Source organism: Pseudoalteromonas sp. MMG006 (genome assembly GCF_018101025.1).
Classification (GTDB): Bacteria; Pseudomonadota; Gammaproteobacteria; order Enterobacterales; family Alteromonadaceae; genus Pseudoalteromonas.
This window is the reverse complement of sequence record NZ_JAGJEJ010000003.1, coordinates 39,521-56,496: the sequence shown is the minus strand read 5'-3', so window position 1 is coordinate 56,496 and position 16,976 is coordinate 39,521. Positions and strand designations below refer to the sequence as shown.

The 16,976-nt window shown below is 41.5% G+C and carries 17 protein-coding genes, 3 tRNA genes and 1 riboswitch; of the genes, 14 read left to right on the top strand and 6 right to left on the bottom strand.

Translation table 11 applies throughout. The features are described from left to right. Positions 1–32: 32 nt before the first annotated feature. Complete coding sequence (locus J8L73_RS04445) at positions 33–2,150, bottom strand: TonB-dependent receptor (protein WP_211015035.1); 2,118 nt, start codon at positions 2,148–2,150, stop codon at positions 33–35. Between the two features lie 84 nt (positions 2,151–2,234). Here J8L73_RS04445 and J8L73_RS04440 point away from each other — a divergent pair, with 84 nt between their 5' ends. The 8 genes from J8L73_RS04440 (at position 2,235) to J8L73_RS04405 (ending at position 9,825) form a co-directional block, all read left to right on the top strand. Then, a complete protein-coding gene (locus tag J8L73_RS04440; protein ID WP_211015033.1) occupies positions 2,235–2,633 on the top strand; it encodes an acyl-CoA thioesterase in 399 nt (132 codons plus the stop codon). A 125-nt stretch (positions 2,634–2,758) separates the two neighbouring features. Beyond that, positions 2,759–3,157, top strand: coding sequence for an META domain-containing protein (locus J8L73_RS04435; protein ID WP_282098617.1), 399 nt, complete (start codon positions 2,759–2,761; stop codon positions 3,155–3,157). A 107-nt stretch (positions 3,158–3,264) separates the two neighbouring features. Then, positions 3,265–3,371: riboswitch (TPP riboswitch) on the top strand. Between the two features lie 141 nt (positions 3,372–3,512). Beyond that, positions 3,513–5,465: a phosphomethylpyrimidine synthase ThiC gene (gene thiC, locus J8L73_RS04430; protein ID WP_247659568.1), complete on the top strand. Its 1,953-nt coding sequence runs from the start codon at positions 3,513–3,515 to the stop codon at positions 5,463–5,465. A gap of 66 nt (positions 5,466–5,531) precedes the next feature. Next, positions 5,532–6,533 (top strand): FAD-dependent oxidoreductase, encoded by a 1,002-nt coding sequence (locus J8L73_RS04425; RefSeq protein WP_211015031.1) that lies wholly within the window; start codon positions 5,532–5,534, stop codon positions 6,531–6,533. 7 nt (positions 6,534–6,540) lie between these two features. Next, on the top strand, positions 6,541–6,735 hold the full coding sequence (gene thiS, locus J8L73_RS04420) for a sulfur carrier protein ThiS (protein ID WP_210998927.1): 195 nt from the start codon (positions 6,541–6,543) through the stop codon (positions 6,733–6,735). A 4-nt stretch (positions 6,736–6,739) separates the two neighbouring features. Next, positions 6,740–7,531: a thiazole synthase gene (locus J8L73_RS04415; protein WP_211015029.1), complete on the top strand. Its 792-nt coding sequence runs from the start codon at positions 6,740–6,742 to the stop codon at positions 7,529–7,531. Between the two features lie 13 nt (positions 7,532–7,544). Continuing rightward, positions 7,545–9,083: a thiamine phosphate synthase gene (gene thiE, locus J8L73_RS04410; RefSeq protein ID WP_211015026.1), complete on the top strand. Its 1,539-nt coding sequence runs from the start codon at positions 7,545–7,547 to the stop codon at positions 9,081–9,083. Then, complete coding sequence (locus tag J8L73_RS04405; RefSeq protein WP_211015025.1) at positions 9,076–9,825, top strand: HesA/MoeB/ThiF family protein; 750 nt, start codon at positions 9,076–9,078, stop codon at positions 9,823–9,825. Before thiE ends, J8L73_RS04405 begins: the two co-directional genes overlap by 8 nt. A gap of 148 nt (positions 9,826–9,973) precedes the next feature. Here J8L73_RS04405 and asd read toward each other — a convergent pair whose 3' ends face one another. Both asd and rsgA read right to left on the bottom strand, forming a co-directional pair. Next, positions 9,974–10,852, bottom strand: a complete 879-nt coding sequence (gene asd, locus J8L73_RS04400; protein ID WP_211015023.1) for an archaetidylserine decarboxylase — start codon at positions 10,850–10,852, stop codon at positions 9,974–9,976. Between the two features lie 16 nt (positions 10,853–10,868). Next, positions 10,869–11,927 (bottom strand): small ribosomal subunit biogenesis GTPase RsgA, encoded by a 1,059-nt coding sequence (gene rsgA, locus J8L73_RS04395; protein WP_211015021.1) that lies wholly within the window; start codon positions 11,925–11,927, stop codon positions 10,869–10,871. A 288-nt stretch (positions 11,928–12,215) separates the two neighbouring features. Here rsgA and orn point away from each other — a divergent pair, with 288 nt between their 5' ends. The 4 genes from orn to J8L73_RS04375 all read left to right on the top strand — a co-directional run bounded on the left by orn (position 12,216) and on the right by J8L73_RS04375 (position 13,333). After that, positions 12,216–12,761: an oligoribonuclease gene (orn, locus tag J8L73_RS04390; protein WP_058546957.1), complete on the top strand. Its 546-nt coding sequence runs from the start codon at positions 12,216–12,218 to the stop codon at positions 12,759–12,761. Between the two features lie 105 nt (positions 12,762–12,866). Further along, positions 12,867–12,942: transfer RNA gene (locus tag J8L73_RS04385), tRNA-Gly, on the top strand. A 119-nt stretch (positions 12,943–13,061) separates the two neighbouring features. Continuing rightward, positions 13,062–13,137 (top strand) — tRNA-Gly (locus tag J8L73_RS04380). Between the two features lie 120 nt (positions 13,138–13,257). Further along, positions 13,258–13,333, top strand: a tRNA-Gly gene (locus J8L73_RS04375). 397 nt (positions 13,334–13,730) lie between these two features. Here J8L73_RS04375 and J8L73_RS04370 read toward each other — a convergent pair. The 3 genes from J8L73_RS04370 to J8L73_RS04360 form a co-directional block, all read right to left on the bottom strand. Further along, positions 13,731–14,159 carry a secondary thiamine-phosphate synthase enzyme YjbQ gene (locus tag J8L73_RS04370; RefSeq protein ID WP_211015019.1) on the bottom strand — a complete coding sequence of 143 codons (429 nt, stop codon included), beginning with the start codon at positions 14,157–14,159 and terminating at the stop codon, positions 13,731–13,733. After that, complete coding sequence (locus tag J8L73_RS04365; protein WP_210998934.1) at positions 14,156–14,623, bottom strand: chemotaxis protein CheX; 468 nt, start codon at positions 14,621–14,623, stop codon at positions 14,156–14,158. Before J8L73_RS04365 ends, J8L73_RS04370 begins: the two co-directional genes overlap by 4 nt. Before the next feature lie 74 nt (positions 14,624–14,697). Continuing rightward, entirely contained in the window at positions 14,698–15,135 is a 438-nt protein-coding gene (locus J8L73_RS04360; RefSeq protein ID WP_210999338.1) for a transcriptional repressor, read from the bottom strand. Between the two features lie 95 nt (positions 15,136–15,230). On the opposite strand from J8L73_RS04360, the gene J8L73_RS04355 reads away from it, so the two are divergent. Then, positions 15,231–15,851: a MarC family protein gene (locus tag J8L73_RS04355; RefSeq protein ID WP_210998935.1), complete on the top strand. Its 621-nt coding sequence runs from the start codon at positions 15,231–15,233 to the stop codon at positions 15,849–15,851. A gap of 136 nt (positions 15,852–15,987) precedes the next feature. Further along, complete coding sequence (gene dusA / locus J8L73_RS04350; protein WP_247659574.1) at positions 15,988–16,920, top strand: tRNA dihydrouridine(20/20a) synthase DusA; 933 nt, start codon at positions 15,988–15,990, stop codon at positions 16,918–16,920. Positions 16,921–16,976: the final 56 nt, after the last annotated feature.

Sequence of the window (16,976 nt, the reverse complement as noted above, 5' to 3'; positions counted from 1 at the left end):
CTAATCTTTAACTGACAACTATCAGTTTTATTTTAAAGCTCTAGCGTAAACGTTACACCCGCTACGCGAGGTTCGCCTAATTGTACGTAGGTATGTGTTTCGTAACCATCAAGTGGATCGTTACCAAACTCAAAGCCGCGTGTTGGTACTGTTTCGTCAAATACGTTACGAGCCCATGCACGTACTGCCCACATGTCGGCTTCGTAGCCAACACTTAGGTTAACTAAATTGCTGTTTGGCGCTTGTGAGTTATGGCTATCTGAGAAGTAATAATCGTCCTTACCTTCAACACCAATCATCCCGTACAGCTCATTAGTAAAGTTGTAACGTGCGCTAAACGCGTATTGGTATTTAGGTGATTGTGCTTGCTCACGGCCGTCTTGGTTTAAGCCCGATTGCGTTACAAAGTCGTCAATTTCTGTATTTAAGTAACCAGCGCTACCCGTTAAAAATAAATCTTCAGTAAGTTGGTAACTGCCTTCAATTTCTAAGCCGTAGTTACTACCCGAGCTTGCGTTATCAACATAACCTGTAAACTGCTGGTTTTCTACTTGCCATGCTTTTAATTGAATGTTGTCGCGATGCATATAAAACGCCGCTAAACGCAGGGTGAATTTATCATCAAGCGATGAGCCCTTAACGCCAAACTCGCCACTCCAAAGGTATTCAGGGTCAAAGCTTGTGTGTTGCTGGAAAAAATCAGCACTTAAGTTTAAGCCTTCATCTTTAGCTTTAGCGAGTGCTTCTGAGTTAATGCCGCCAGCTTTATAACCACGAGTAATGCTTGTGTAGATCATGGTACGATCAATTACTTGGTACTCAAGTGCTACTTTACCGCCGACCATTACATCGTCTGTATCTTCGATAAAGCCGTTACTGTCGGTGTAATCACCTTGATATTGTTCAACACGTAAACCTGTAATTAACGTGGTTTTAGGCCCAATAGGCGTAGCTAATTGGCCATATAGAGCTAAATTACTGGTTTCGTAGGCTGATGCAAATGGGCTTGCAAGCCATGTGTATTCGCGCTCTAAATCTACATCGCGGTTTTGGTAATAAACACCTGCAACCCAGTTACCTGTTTTAGAATTGAATTGTAAGTTAACTGATTGATCGTCACGATCGCGTGTATAAACATCCGTAGAGCTATAGCCCCAAGGGTGTAAGCCAGCTGCACATAATTGTGGTTCGCTTGGATCGTTACAGACCCAGTCTTCATCAAAGCTATAAAGTAGCTCTGTATCAATGGCTGATAGGTTTAAATTTACGTCAAAGGCATCAAAACCTGTGTAGGTATTATTAATACCAATAGCGTAGCTTTGCTGATTATCTTCACCTGGCTCGTCAGCTACACTATTGCGACTGTTATCAAGCGTAAACGCATCGTAGCCGTTGTTTATATCAATGTAGTGAAGGTTTAATACGGTGTTTAAATGCTCTGTAAGCTGGCTGTTTAGTTTAAAACGCGCTACTTGTTCATCTTGATTTTGTGTTTCGTCATTTAAGTACAGGTTATCAACGTAGCCGTCTGATTTTCTACGAAAGTAACTTACGCGTGCGCTTGTGTCATCTGTTAAGCCTGTACTTGCTGCAAGGCCTGCTTCACGTGAGTTGTACGTGCCCATACCTACTTGTAGTTTTAAACTAGGATCGGCAGTGGCTTGAGCTGATTCCATTTGGATCATGCCGGCCATGCCATCTGCGCCAAAACGTGTGCCTTGCGGGCCACGGTAAATTTCGACTTGGTCAATATCAAACAATAATGAGCTGCCACCAAGGCCTGAATAGTTTATTCCATCAATAACTAAACCAACCGATGGATTAATTGGATCTACGAATTGTGAACGAAGCCCCACACCACGTATTTGAATATAACGACCACGAGAAGCGCCTGAAGTAAAGTTTACGTTAGCTGTACTACCTAGCATTTCGTCTAAGAAATTTGCACCGCGTTGGTTTATTTCAGACTCGCTAAATAGGCTTGCACTGGCACTTAGCGTTTGAATGCTTTCACGTTGAAAGTCGCCAGTTACAACGATTTTTTCAAGGTCGCTGTCATCAGCGTAAGCTACAAGTGGTGCACTAATTAGCGGTAAAAGTGCGGCAGTAATTAAAGACAAACGTAAGTTCATTGGGTTACTTAACTCCATTTTAGGGACTCGTATGGTAGCAATTATTTCAGCACATGTGCTATAAACGCGGCAATTATACGTTAAATAATTAGGATTACTAATATGACCTTTAAAGTTGACTTTAAAGTACGTGATTATGAATGTGACTTACAGGGTATTGTAAATAACAGTGTTTACTTTAATTATTTAGAGCACGCGCGCCACGAGTTTTTATACGCTAAAGGTGTTGATTTTGCTCAATTAGCAAAAGATAAAATTAACCTTGTAGTAATACGTAGCGAAATGGATTACAAACACTCTTTAATACCGGGTGATGAGTTTTACGTGGCTGTAGAGCCTGTACGCATTAGTCGTTTAAAATTTGCGTTTAAGCAAACAGTGGTGCGCAAGCGTGATGAAAAAGTGATGCTTGACGCGCTTGTAACTGGTACTTCGGTAAACGAAAAAGGCCGACCATTTTTACCGCCCGAAATAGATAACCTATTTAAAACCGAGATCTAAATTAAGCTGTTTAACTTTTAAACTATCATAGAACAAAAATTTACATTTAAAACATGCATTTTTAACGGATAAATAGCATAAAAATTGTTACTATGTCGCTAATTAAACAATTAGTTAGTAGTAGTATGAAATTAGCAGCAATACCGATGCTTGTAATCGGTTTATGTGTTGGTTGCGCATCAACAGGGACAGTTACCACTGAGCAGCTAAAGTACACACAATGGCAATTATCAAAGGTTGATGGTTTAGCTATTCCGGCGTCTTATAACGCCTCCATGAGTTTTATCGAAGCACTTCAAGTGAACGGTTTTGCTGGCTGTAATAAGTTTTTTGGCGAAGGCGAACTTGAAAAAAGTAGTTTAACAGTAAGTAAGTTAGGTATGACGCGAAAGTCGTGCGGTGAAGAGCTTGACGAGTTTGAGCAGCAGCTACTAGAGGCTTTAAAACAAGGCGCAGAGCTTAAAATGCAAGACCAACAATTGGTGATGCAAGGCGAGCAAACGTTTGTGTTTATTCCAAAATAATTTTTGAGTTTTTAAAAACTAGCCCCTTGCAGGCAATTTTTAACTGGCGTACACTCAGCGCAGATTAGACGAATTATTTGTCAGATCAACGAACAAATTTTATATATCAATACTTGTCGGAGTGCCTAAGTTTAATTTAGGCTGAGATCGCGAAAGCGGGATCCGTGAACCTGATCAGGTTAATACCTGCGTAGGGAACAAGCTGCCTAAAACGGGACGCTTGTGCGTCTTTTTTTATGCGCACAACAAAATGTCATCTTTTAGGCCGCAAAGTAGCATTACAGCTGCTTTACGATCTTTCTCTATTCCTTATGGAATATCTGACAAGACAACCCATTAAGCAATGAGGTAAGTCATGTCAAACACTACAAATAAATCAACACGCAGAGAGACGCGCGCAGCCGCATCTGACTATATTTACAATTTAACGGGCCAGCCGTTTCCAAGCTCGCATAAAGTTTATGTAGAAGGCAGCCAGCTGGGCGTGCGAGTAGGTATGCGCGAAATTACATTAAGCGACACCTTTATCGGTGGCACCGACGAAAACCCTGTGTATGAACCTAATGATCCGCTACGTGTTTACGACACATCGGGCCCGTATACCGATCCTAATTTTGAATTAGATGTGCGCAAAGGCCTGCCTAAATTTCGTGAGCAATGGATACAAAACCGAGATGACACCGAAATACTCGATTCGGTCACCTCGCAGTTTGCGCAGCAACGTATGGCTGATGACGGACTTGATCATATTCGTTTTGATCATTTACCAAAAATTCGCCGTGGTAAAGCGGGCAAAAATGTAACGCAAATGCATTATGCTCGCCAAGGCATTATCACCCCTGAAATGGAGTACGTGGCAGTACGCGAAAACATGGGACGTGCACAAATTCGTGAAGAGTTATTAGCAGCCCAGCATAAAGGCGAGTCGTTTGGTGCGAGCATTCCTGATTTCATTACCCCTGAATTTGTACGCGACGAAATTGCACGAGGCCGCGCTATTTTACCTAACAACATTAACCATCCAGAAACTGAGCCGATGATAGTGGGGCGTAATTTTTTAGTAAAAGTTAACGCCAATATTGGTAATTCATCGGTAAGTTCATCAATCGAAGAAGAAGTAGAAAAAATGGTGTGGTCTACCCGTTGGGGCGCCGATACCGTAATGGATTTATCTACCGGGCGTTATATTCACGAAACGCGTGAGTGGGTAGTACGCAATTCACCAGTGCCAATTGGTACAGTACCGATTTATCAAGCGCTTGAAAAAGTAAACGGTGTGGCTGAGGACTTAACGTGGGAAATTTTCCGCGATACGCTTATAGAGCAAGCCGAGCAGGGCGTTGATTACTTTACTATTCATGCCGGTGTATTGCTGCGTTATGTGCCAATGACGGCAAAACGTGTTACCGGTATTGTATCGCGCGGTGGCTCAATTATGGCTAAGTGGTGTTTAGCACACCATAAAGAAAACTTTTTATACACCCACTTTGAAGATATTTGCGAAATTTTAAAACAATACGATGTGTGTTTTTCACTCGGTGATGGCCTTCGTCCAGGCTCTATTGCCGATGCCAACGATGAGGCGCAATTTAGTGAGTTACGTACCTTAGGTGAGCTGACTAAAATTGCATGGAAGCACGACGTACAAGTCTTTATTGAAGGCCCAGGGCATGTGCCAATGCACATGATTAAAGCCAATATGGATGAGCAATTAAAACATTGCGACGAAGCACCATTTTACACATTAGGCCCATTAACGACCGATATTGCACCAGGGTACGACCATATAACATCGGGTATAGGAGCTGCGCAAATAGCGTGGTACGGCTGTGCAATGCTTTGCTATGTAACACCAAAAGAGCATTTAGGCTTGCCTAATAAAGAAGATGTTAAAGAAGGCTTAATCACCTATAAAATTGCAGCGCATGCCGCCGATTTAGCAAAAGGACACCCTGGGGCGCAAGAGCGTGATAATGCATTATCGAAAGCGCGCTTTGAATTTAGATGGCATGATCAATTTAATATTGGTTTAGACCCTGAACGTGCCCGTGAATACCACGATGAAACACTTCCGCAAGAATCAGGCAAAGTTGCACACTTTTGTTCTATGTGTGGCCCTAAGTTTTGCTCAATGAAAATTAGCCAAGAAGTGCGTGATTACGCAAAAGACTTAGAAGTTAATGGTATTGATCCTAATAATGCAGGTGAAGCAATAGAGATCAAAATGATTGATGTAGAAGCACAAATGAAAGCAAAGTCTGAAGAGTTTAAGCAAACTGGCTCAGAGATTTATCATAAAGCGATATAGGTTCAGTGCAAGTTGCGCGTTAGCTAATTTAAGTAACGCGTAGCTTATTTGCTAAAAGGAGGTTTTATGTTTTACAACATTGCGGTGGTAGGCTTTGGCCTAGCTGGTCGGTTAGCTGCACTTGAACTTAGCAAATGTCATCATGTGACTGTATTTGAAGCGGATGATGAGCAAACGCAAAATAGTGCCGGTAAAGTGGCTGCGGCTATGCTGGCACCGTTAGCCGAGTCGGTGTTATGTGAGACTGATTTAGCAATTATGGGGCTTAACTCACTAAAGCGCTGGCCAGAAATAATAAGCGAACTTGAAAGTGACGTTTTTTTTCAGCAGCAAGGCACATTAATCGTTGCGCATCAGCAAGATAAAGGCGACCTTCAGAGTTTTACTCAGCGAATAAAGCCAATAGCAGGGCATAGCGCACAGGTATTAAACGCTCAACAAATAGCGCAGTTAGAGCCTGAACTTACTAATCGTTTTAACCAAGGTGTGTTTTTACCTTGCGAGGGACAAATAGATAACCAAGCCTTTTATAAAGCAAGTTTTAGCATGCTCAATAAACGTAAAGTTAAGTTTGTATTTAATCAGCGAGTCAGTATTAAAAACGGCGAGATTAATAATCGGGCATTTGATTATATTATTGATTGTAGAGGCTTAGGTGCTAAAACGGACAAACCAGTTAGAGGGGTGCGCGGTGAGGTGGCTAGGTTACATGCGCCAGAGGTAAATTTAACGCGGCCGGTGCGTTTAATGCACCCACGTTATCCAATTTACATAGCGCCAAAGCCTAATAATGAATATGTAATTGGTGCTACCGAAATAGAATCTGACGATAATGGCCCTGCGACTGTGCGCTCAACGCTTGAATTACTTTCGGCTGCTTATACGGTACACAGTGGATATGCTGAGGCACGATTACTCAATATTCAAACCGGTTTACGCCCGGCTTTTAGTGATAATCGCCCTACTGTTTTGAAAGAGGGTAATGTAATTAGTATTAATGGCTTATACCGCCACGGTTATATGCTAGCACCGGCACTCGTGGCAGACGCACTTGCAAAAATAGGATAAGTACCTAATGAATATAACAATTAATGGTGAGTTGCTAACTATTAAAGGCGCATCGCTTGTTAAAGTATTACAAAGTTTTGGTGCAAAGCCTCCATTCGCTGTTGCTATTAACGGTGAATTTATTCCACAAAGCCTGCACGACAGCACCAATATTAACGATGGTGATAGCATAGAATTGTTATCGCCTATTCAAGGTGGGTAGCATTATGCAAAGTAACGATTACTTAACTATTTATGGTGAGCAACTAAGTAGCCGGCTATTAATAGGTTCTGCACTTTACCCATCTCCAGCGGTGATGGAAGAGTCGATTAGTGCCTCTGGCGCGCAAATAGTGACAGTGTCATTAAGGCGCCAACAAAGTGCAGCAGCTGGGGATGACTTTTGGCAATTAATTAAAAATACCGGTCTTAAAATACTCCCCAATACGGCAGGGTGCCATAGTGTGAAAGAAGCCGTTACGCTTGCTAAAATGTGCCGTGAGGTATTTGCCACCGATTGGATTAAGCTTGAACTCATTGGCGATGACTATAACTTACAGCCCGACCCTTTTGCGCTATTAGAGGCAACAGAAATATTAATTAATGATGGCTTTAAAGTATTGCCCTACTGCACTGATGATTTAGTTCTTTGCCAGCGTTTAAATGAGTTAGGTTGTGAAGTGCTTATGCCATGGGGCGCGCCTATAGGCACCGGGAAAGGGCTTTTAAATAGCTATAATTTAAAAACAATTCGCGAACGCTTACCAAATACAACATTGATTGTTGATGCGGGGCTTGGTTTACCTTCACATGCCAGCCAAGCACTCGAATTAGGGTATGATGCGGTATTATTAAATTCAGCGATCGCAGGGGCGGGTTGCCCAATTACGATGAGCCGCGCATTTAAAGCCGCAGTGGAGGCTGGGCGCTTTGCATATAATGCCAAAGCAATGCCTGAAAAAGAGTTAGCAGCCCCCTCAACCCCTACAATGGGTATGCCGTTTTGGCATCAGCAGTAAGGAAATAAAGAGTATGAATAATCTAGTGTGGACAATTGCCGGCTCTGACTCTGGCGGTGGTGCAGGTATTCAGGCCGATATAAAAGCAATGCAAAGCTTTGGTGTACATGGTTGCACTGCAATTACTGCGCTTACGGCGCAAAATAGCTTAGGTGTAGAGGCTATTAACGCGGTATCTACCGATATTATTGAATCGCAATTACTGGCGCTTGAAAGTGATATGAAAGCCAAAGTAATTAAAATTGGCATGTTAGCAAATGTGCAGCAAATTCAATTAATAAGCGAGCATATAGCGCATTACAAAGCTAAATGGCCAGTCCCTCCTGTGATTGTTTACGACCCCGTTGCTATTGCCTCAAGTGGTGATGTATTAACAGAAGAAGATACCGTAAGTGCGATTAAAGAATGCTTAATGCCGCTGGTGGATGTGATTACACCTAACACCCACGAAACTCAATTATTAACAGGCGTGTATTTAATTGGCCCAAGCGCTGTTAAAGATGCAGCAAATAAGTTATTAAGTTGGGGTGCAAAAGCGGTTGTTATTAAAGGTGGGCATTGGGATTACCCAAGCGGTTATTGTATTGATTACTGTATCAACAATTTTACGAAAAAGGGTGAAGAGTATTGGCTTGGTAATAAAAAAATTCAAAGCCCTCATAGCCATGGCACAGGTTGCAGCATGGCTTCGGTTATTGCCGCGTGTTTAGCAAAAGACTACCCGCTGAAAGATGCTTTTATTTTAGCTAAAGCTTATATAAACCAAGGCTTAAAGCAGTCAGTTAGATACGGTGAAGGAATAGGCCCGGTTGCGCATACTGCTTTTCCTACAAATTTAGATGATTTTCCACAAGTGATTGAGCCAGGTAGTTGGCTTGGTGATGAGCTTGATTTTGATGTGCCGCTTGAATTTAATATGGCTGCGGATTTTGCGCCCTGTGAGAGTAAAATACTCGGCTTATATGCTGTGGTTAGTAGTATTGACTGGTTAACTAAATGCTTAGAACAAGGCATTAAAACAGTGCAGCTGCGCGTTAAAAATAAAACTGATATTGAGCTTGATGAACTCATAAAACAGGCAGTTGAACTGGGTAAAAAGTACAGCGCTCACGTATTTATAAATGACTACTGGCAGTTAGCTATAAAGCACGGTGCTTATGGCGTGCATTTAGGCCAAGAAGATTTAGAAATTGCTAATTTAGCCGCCATTAAAGACGCGGGTTTAAGGCTTGGGCTTTCTACTCATGGCTTTTACGAAATGCTACGTGCGCACAACTATCGACCAAGTTATATGGCATTTGGCGCAATTTACCCAACCACTACCAAAGATATGACAGGGCAAATACAAGGGCTCGATAAACTTAAAAAGTTTGTGCCGTTAATGCAAAGCTACCCAACGGTTGCCATTGGCGGAATAGATTTAACCCGCGCAAGCGAGGTCGCACAAACAGGAGTAGGCAGCGTTGCGGTAGTACGTGCAATTAGTGAAGCGGATGATTATATTGCTGCGATTAGCGCGCTACAAAGTGCTATAAATCAGCCTAATGGATAAGCTAAGCGATAAAGAAACCCTGCGTTATAGTCGCCATTTATTATTAAAAGAAGTGGGGCTAGAAGGGCAGTTGGCATTAAAAGCTGCAACCGTTGCTGTAATAGGTGCGGGCGGGTTAGGTAGCCCTGCACTTTTGTATTTAGCGGCGGCGGGTATTGGTACGCTTATTTTAATAGACGATGATGCTGTTGAGCTTTCGAACTTGCAACGCCAAGTGCTTTATAAAGTCAATCACTTAGGGCAAAGCAAAGTAGCAGCCGCTGGCAAAGTATTAACAAGCCTTAATAATCAAATACACATAGTGACGCACAATAAAAAGCTTGATGATAACAACGCAGCTGAGCTTTTAAACAATGCCGATGTAGTGCTAGATTGCTCAGATAATTTTGCCACGCGTTATAGTGTTAATCGCTATTGCATTGCCAATAAAACACCGTTAATTGCAGGTGCAGCACTGGCAACGAAAGGGCAATTAATGGGGTTTGATTTTAGGAAAAATAATAGCCCGTGTTATGGCTGTGTTTTTACAAAAAGTGACTCTGCGCCTGTGGTAAATTGTAGTAATGCGGGTGTAATAAGCCCTTTATTGGGTGTTATTGGTTCTATGCAGGCACAACTTACGCTTAATATATTATTAGGGCACGTTGAGGGAAGTGTGTTTATTACCTTCGATGCGCTGAGCTTAAAGCAGCAACATTTTAAAGTAGTGAAAGATTTAAATTGTAAAGAGTGCGGTGGTTAAAGTATGAGATAGTTCGCGGGGCTAAACTCGGGGTTAAGCCATAAGAAGCTGTGTTTCTAACGTGAGCAAGCTCTACGTTTACCAATAAAAAAGCACCGCGTTTATAATAAACGCGGTGCTTTTTAATCTTTAACTGACAACTGACTGCTTACAACTCTTCACTTTCTTTAATTGTTGCAAAGGCTGTATTTAAGCGAGTGACTGTTTCAGGTAGTTGATCGTCTAAAATATCTGCTTTATCGGCGCCCCAAGCGAGTACTACGGTTGAGCCTAATTTAAAGCGACCCATTTCTTCACCTTTTTTAAGGGTAATCGCATTTTCGCCTTTGGTTGGGTAGTTCCAGCTAAATACATCGCTACCTGCTGGTGGAGTAACGGTACCTGCCCAAATGGTTTCAATACTGGCAACAATGGTTGCGCCTACAAGTACCATAGCCAGTGAACCAATTTCGGTTTCAAAAATAGCAACAACCCGTTCGTTACGCGCAAATAAATTAGGCACGTTTTGCGCAGTAAGCGGATTTACCGAAAATAAATCGCCAGGTACGTAAATCATTTTGCTCAATGTGCCATCAATTGGCATATGAATGCGGTGGTAGTCTTTTGGCGCAAGATAAATAGTTGCAAACTTACCGCCTAAAAATGGTGTGGTATCGTCTTCAGAGCCACCTAACAGTGCTTGTAAGCTATAATCGTGACCTTTTGCTTGTATTAGCTGTCCGTCAACAATATCACCTAGCTGGCTAATTGCGCCATCTACTGGGTGAGTAATAACATTGTCGCCCTGTGCCATTGGGCGTACACCATCTTTTAATGGGCGAGTAAAAAACTCATTAAACGTTTTGTAATGCGCAGGATCTGAATATTCAGCCTCGCTCATATCAATTTTATATTGCTTAATAAAAAGCTTTATTAATGTTGTAGTGAGAGCGCCAGCTTTTGCTGCTGCTAATTTACCTACTACGCGTGAAATAAAATGTTTTGGCATTGCGTATTGCATTGCGATTTTAAATTTATCTAAATTCACAGGTTGTTTCCTAATTTTATACGCGAGGCGCACGAGCCCCAGCACGGCCATCGGCCATAGTTTCTAAAATTCTGTGGTAGCTATCAAAGCGTAATTGCGAAATATCGCCATCGGCTACCGCTTGTTTAATAATACAGCCCGGATCGTTTAAATGTTTACAATCTCTAAAACGACACCCACCTATAAATTCTCTAAATTCTTTAAAGCACCAGGTTACACGTTCAACATCTAAGTGCCATAGGCCAAATTCACGAATACCCGGTGAGTCAATCAAATTACCACCGCTAGGTAAGTGATGTAAGCGCGAAACTGTCGTTGTATGCTGGCCAAGGCCACTGTTTTCAGATACTTCTTTAGTTAATATTTCAGCGTTGGGCAATACTGTATTAACGAGGGTTGATTTACCGACACCACTTTGGCCAACAAAAATATTATTTTTACCAACAAGTACGTCTTTTAATTGCTCAATGCCTTCGCCGGTAATATTACTTACAAGTAGAACTTGATAGCCAAGGCTTCGATAAATATCGAGTATCTTTTGTATTTCGTTTAGACCTGCTTCGTCGATTAAATCGATTTTATTAAGCACTAAAATGGGTTCAATGCCCATGTCTTCACAGGCTATTAAATAACGGTCAATAATACTTGGTGTAAACTCCGGCAATACTGCCGACACCATTAGTATTTGATCTATATTTGCTGCAATTACTTTAACACCATCGTAAAAATCTGGGCGAGTAAGCTGTGAGCGACGCTCTTGCGTTGCTTCTATAACACCTGCCAAATCGCCTTCGCTTACTTTTGCACGGCGAAATAAAACTTCATCGCCACACACTAAATTAGATACCGTACGACGAATATTACAGCGCAATACGTCACCATTTTGTGTTTCTACATCGGCGTGTTGACCAAAGCGACTGATCACAATTGCGCTCTCTACTTGGCCTAAATTATCGGTTTGCCACTCTTGGGCACCTTTTTTAGCCGGTTTTGAGCCTGCGCTGTTAATACGCTTTTGATGATTGGCCTTGATCTGACGCGATTGGCCTTTACTTAATTTTTTCTGTTTTGCCACTTTTGGCCTATAACCTTGTTTAAATGTCGGTTTTGATCATAATTCCAATTCGCAATAATAGTTAACCATTTTGAGTGGCTAAACCTGGCGTTAGCTACGTCAAAAATTTCTTATTTAGAACAACTAAATAACGAAGTTTTTGCTTTGCTATCGACAATGTTTTACTACCTCAAAATAGATTACTTAATTAACCGAATTGGTATAAAAAAAGCTTTAGCTCGACGGTTGATGCTAATATGATATATCGAAATGCGTTGGATCTAAAGAAAAGCACCGTTTAAGGTAATTATGACTATTAATAAATCAAATTTAATTTGGCTCGATCTGGAAATGACCGGACTTGAACCTGCGAGCGACAAAATACTTGAAATTGCGACTGTTGTCACTGACGCCGACCTGAATATATTAGCCGAAGGGCCAACTATTGCTATTCATCAAAGCGATGAATTACTTAATGGTATGGATGAGTGGTGTACTACACAGCACGGTAAATCAGGATTAACAGCGCGCTGTAAAGCGAGTACTTTTGATGAAGCGTATGCTGTAGAGCAAACACTAGACTTTTTAAAGCAGTGGGTGCCAGCAGGGGCATCGCCAATGTGCGGTAACTCGATAGGCCAAGACAGACGCTTTATGAATAAGTACATGCGCGAGCTTGAGGACTTTTTTCATTACCGCAACTTAGATGTAAGTACCATTAAAGAATTAGCCCGTCGTTGGAAGCCTGAAGTTTTAGCTCAGGTGAATAAAAAAGGGTCACACCTTGCACTTGATGACATTAAAGATTCGATTATGGAATTAAAGGTCTATAGAGAAAAATTCTTTAATTTGTAAAAAACACTTGCAAACACCCCGTATTATTGTAGAATCCTGCCCCGCTTAAGACGATAACCCACGCGGGGTTGGTGTGTTTAAGTGGTTAAATTACCATCAGTAAATGCGGTACTAGCTCAGTTGGTAGAGCGCGACCTTGCCAAGGTCGAGGTCACGAGTTCGAGCCTCGTGTACCGCTCCAATTTCTAACCAAAAGAAATTGCAGTGTGAATAAAAATGTAATGCGGTACTAGCTCAGTTGCTAGAATGTTGAACGCGACCCGTCGCGCACCAACATAAAATAACTAAAGAAGTCAAAATGCGGTACTAGCTCAGTTGGTAGAGCGCGACCTTGCCAAGGTCGAGGTCACGAGTTCGAGCCTCGTGTACCGCTCCAATTTCTAACCAAAAGAAATTGCAGTGTTGAATAATAGTATAATGCGGTACTAGCTCAGTTGCTAGAATGTTGAACGCGACCCGTCGCGCACCAACGTAAAATTACTAAAGAAGTCACAATGCGGTACTAGCTCAGTTGGTAGAGCGCGACCTTGCCAAGGTCGAGGTCACGAGTTCGAGCCTCGTGTACCGCTCCAATATTTTTACATCCTTTCAAAGTTTTTTGTATTAAAAATCATAAATAAAGTTATAACTTAAAACCTTTTTAGCTACTTACTTTATACGTAATACCCAGCATTAACTTTTGGTTATTAAAAGCCATCGCTTCACGCATGAGCAGGATCTTTGCCTTCAAAAGAGCTTTAATACCAACCTGCATAAGTCTTTGATCAATTTAACGAATGAAATTGCGCTATAGCATCAACGTCGTTAAAAATATTTATTTAGAACAGCTAGATACAAAGATTTTTGTTTAGTTATAGCGTGACTACCTTAACGTAAAATAGATTCAATATATAAGCAGGCTGGTATAACTTTGAGATTGTATAGCAGGAGTGAAGTAGTGGGTAATGCTTTTAAGCGGTAAAACGTTTACTAAAACAACTCCCCCTGAATGGTTGCTATAATACGCCTTGCGCCGCCAGCATCGCGGTGCTCGCCTAAATAAATACCCTGCCAAGTGCCTAATGCTAAATATCCATTGGAAATAGGAATGCTTAACTCACAGCCAAGTGTGCTGGTTTTTATGTGGGCAGGCATATCGTCGTCGCCTTCGTAATCGTGGCGGTAGTATGGTTGACGCTCAGGTACAAATTTATTGAAATGACTTTCCATATCCATACGTACAGTAGGATCGGCATTTTCGTTTATGGTAAGGCTAGCTGAAGTGTGTTGAATAAATAAATGCAGCAAACCTACTTTATAATCAGCAAGCTCATTTAATTGGGCGAGTATTTCATCGTCAATTAAATGAAAACCTCTAGAGCGAGGCTTTAATATGATTAGCTTTTGTTGCCAGCTCATAGTTTGTCGAAGCTAACTTCAATATTGGCGTTACCAGCATCACTGCTAAATGGCATAATAATTTTTTTGCCTTGGCTTTTATGAGTAATAGTATGGCCTTTGCCAGATACAACAACAGGGGTTGCCATATCAAAGTCGAAGCCTTTTTCGCCTAATAAGTTTTTAGCGCCACCGGTTACCATATTGGTTATTTCACCCACCATATCGGTAACTTCTTCATCTATTATGTCTGGGCGTTCACCAAGCATACGTTCCATAATGGTTAATGCAAGCTCCTCATCAAACGTGATTGAAAATGAACCACGAGTTTGTGGGCCTACCATGCCAATAAGGCCAGAGACGTCGCCACACGCTATCTCATCGGTTTTAATTCGAGGTCTGCCAGGCTTCAATTGAGTTTGAGCCATAGTGCTTAACACATTGATTAAAGATGATAAAAAAGGATTGATGAACTCTACATTCATAGTGGTTACTCTTTATTTGGGGCTTTAAAGTGACTATATAATATGAGTATAGCCACTAAGGATTACTTTGGGGGTTACGATGCTCTGCAAGACTCACATTTACCGTGTGCTTCTATAGTTTGGCCAGATACAACAAAGCCACTTTCAGCGGCTAGGTTGCTAAGCTCATGTGAAATAACACCAGAGTGAAGCTCTTTAACAAAGCCACAAGTATCGCAGATTAATAATTGTACAGGGTGAATATGATCAAAATGATGGCACAACATAAATGCATTTGTGCTTTCTATTTTATGAATGAAACCAAGTTCAGCCAAGAAGTCTAAAGCACGGTAAATAGTTGCAGGCTTAGCACCTGTTTCTGTTATTTTTAATTGCTCTAGTAAATCATATGCGCCTACACCACCTTGGGCGCTGGCTAACAGGCGAAATACTTTTTCGCGGATTGGCGTAAAACGCGCACCACGGTTATCACAAACTTGCTTTGCTTTACTTACAAGTGATTCTATATTCATCATTACTCTTATCCTTACGCTACCGTGATATACTAACATACTGTGTTGTACTTGCAGTGTTTTTATTGAACGCTTTTTATCTAGGAAATCTAGTAATGCATGAATTATTAGCGATATTTATTTTCTTTTTTGCTGTAATCGACCCCATAGGCACTGTACCTGTATTTATCGCAGTTACACGGGGGGAAGACGATAAGTTTAAGCGAAAAGTAATATTTAAAGCGGTAGGTGTATCGGCATTAGTATTAATGTTTTTCGTATTAGCTGGTGAGCAGTTATTAAATGCAATAGAAATTCCACTTTCTGCTTTTCAAATAGCAGGAGGCATTGTGCTACTTATTTTTGCTCTATCGATGATATTTGGTGAAAGTAAGCCTGAAACCGAGATAAAGAGTGTACGTGATAGTATGGAAACAGCCATATTTCCACTTGCGATCCCTTCTATTGCAAGCCCAGGAGCCATGTTAGGCGCCGTTTTAATGACTCGTAATGAAGAATATACCTGGGTTGAGCAGTTGCTAACGTCTTCGATGATGCTTGCTGTTTTAGCGGTTGTGCTGGTTTTGTTACTGCTTGCCACACATGTACATAAATTAATTGGTGACAGTGGTGCAAGTATAATAAGTAGAATTATGGGGCTTATTTTAAGCTCTGTTGCCGTTACCAATATTTTAAATGGCATAGCGCACTACTTTGGCTTACAGGTCTTCTCTTAGCATTGATGCTTATTAGGCTTTTGTGTAAAATGCAGCGCCTTTATATAGCCTCGCTTTTTACGCCCTTTAGGGTTTTACTTTGGATGAATATACTTTGGATAAACGAACTTTGAACAGACGCTTTTCTGTAGCCCCAATGCTTGATTGGACTGATCGCCATTGTCGTACTTTCCATCGTAAAATGACTAAGCACACGGTTTTATATACAGAAATGATTACCACAGGGGCTATTTTGTTTGGTCGTGGTGATTACCTGCATTTTAATAAGCACGAAGGCCCTGTTGCGCTGCAGTTAGGAGGCTCCGATCCTAAAGCACTTGCTCAATGTGCAAAGCTTGCCGGTGAACGTGGTTATGACGAAATAAATTTAAACGTAGGTTGCCCATCAGACAGGGTTCAAAACGGTCGTTTTGGTGCATGTTTAATGGCAGAGCCTGGACTTGTTGCAGAGTGCGTTGCTGCAATGAAAAGTGAAGTAAATATTCCTGTGACTGTAAAAACGCGTATTGGTATTGATGAGCAAGACTCGTATGAGTTTTTATGTGCATTAATAGAAGCTTCTCATAAAGTAGGTTGTGATGATTTCATTATTCACGCTCGTAAAGCATGGCTCAATGGTTTAAGCCCTAAAGAAAACCGTGAAGTTCCACCTCTTGATTACCCGCGTGTTTATCAATTGAAAAAAGACTATCCACAGCTTGATTTAAGCATTAATGGTGGCGTAAAAACAATTGAGCAGAGCCTTGAGCATTTACTGCATATAGATGGCGTAATGATCGGTCGCGAAGCGTATAGCAATCCTTTTATGCTTAATGAAGTGGATGAAAAAATTTACGGCGAGGTTGCCAATACGCAATCACGTCATGATGTAGTTCGCTCTATGTATGACTACATTGAAGGGGAAATGTCTGAGGGTGCTAACTTTTGGCACGTTGCACGCCATATGTTAGGGATTTTTCAGGGGCAACCAGGGGCGCGAGGTTTTCGACGTCACCTTTCTGAAAATGGTCACGGCAAACAAGCTGATTTATCGGTAATGGATAAAGCGCTGAGTTTTGTGCCAGAGTAAACCTAAGCCACACCTTACTTATTAAGCCACTTTCGAGTGGCTTTTTTGATCCTAAA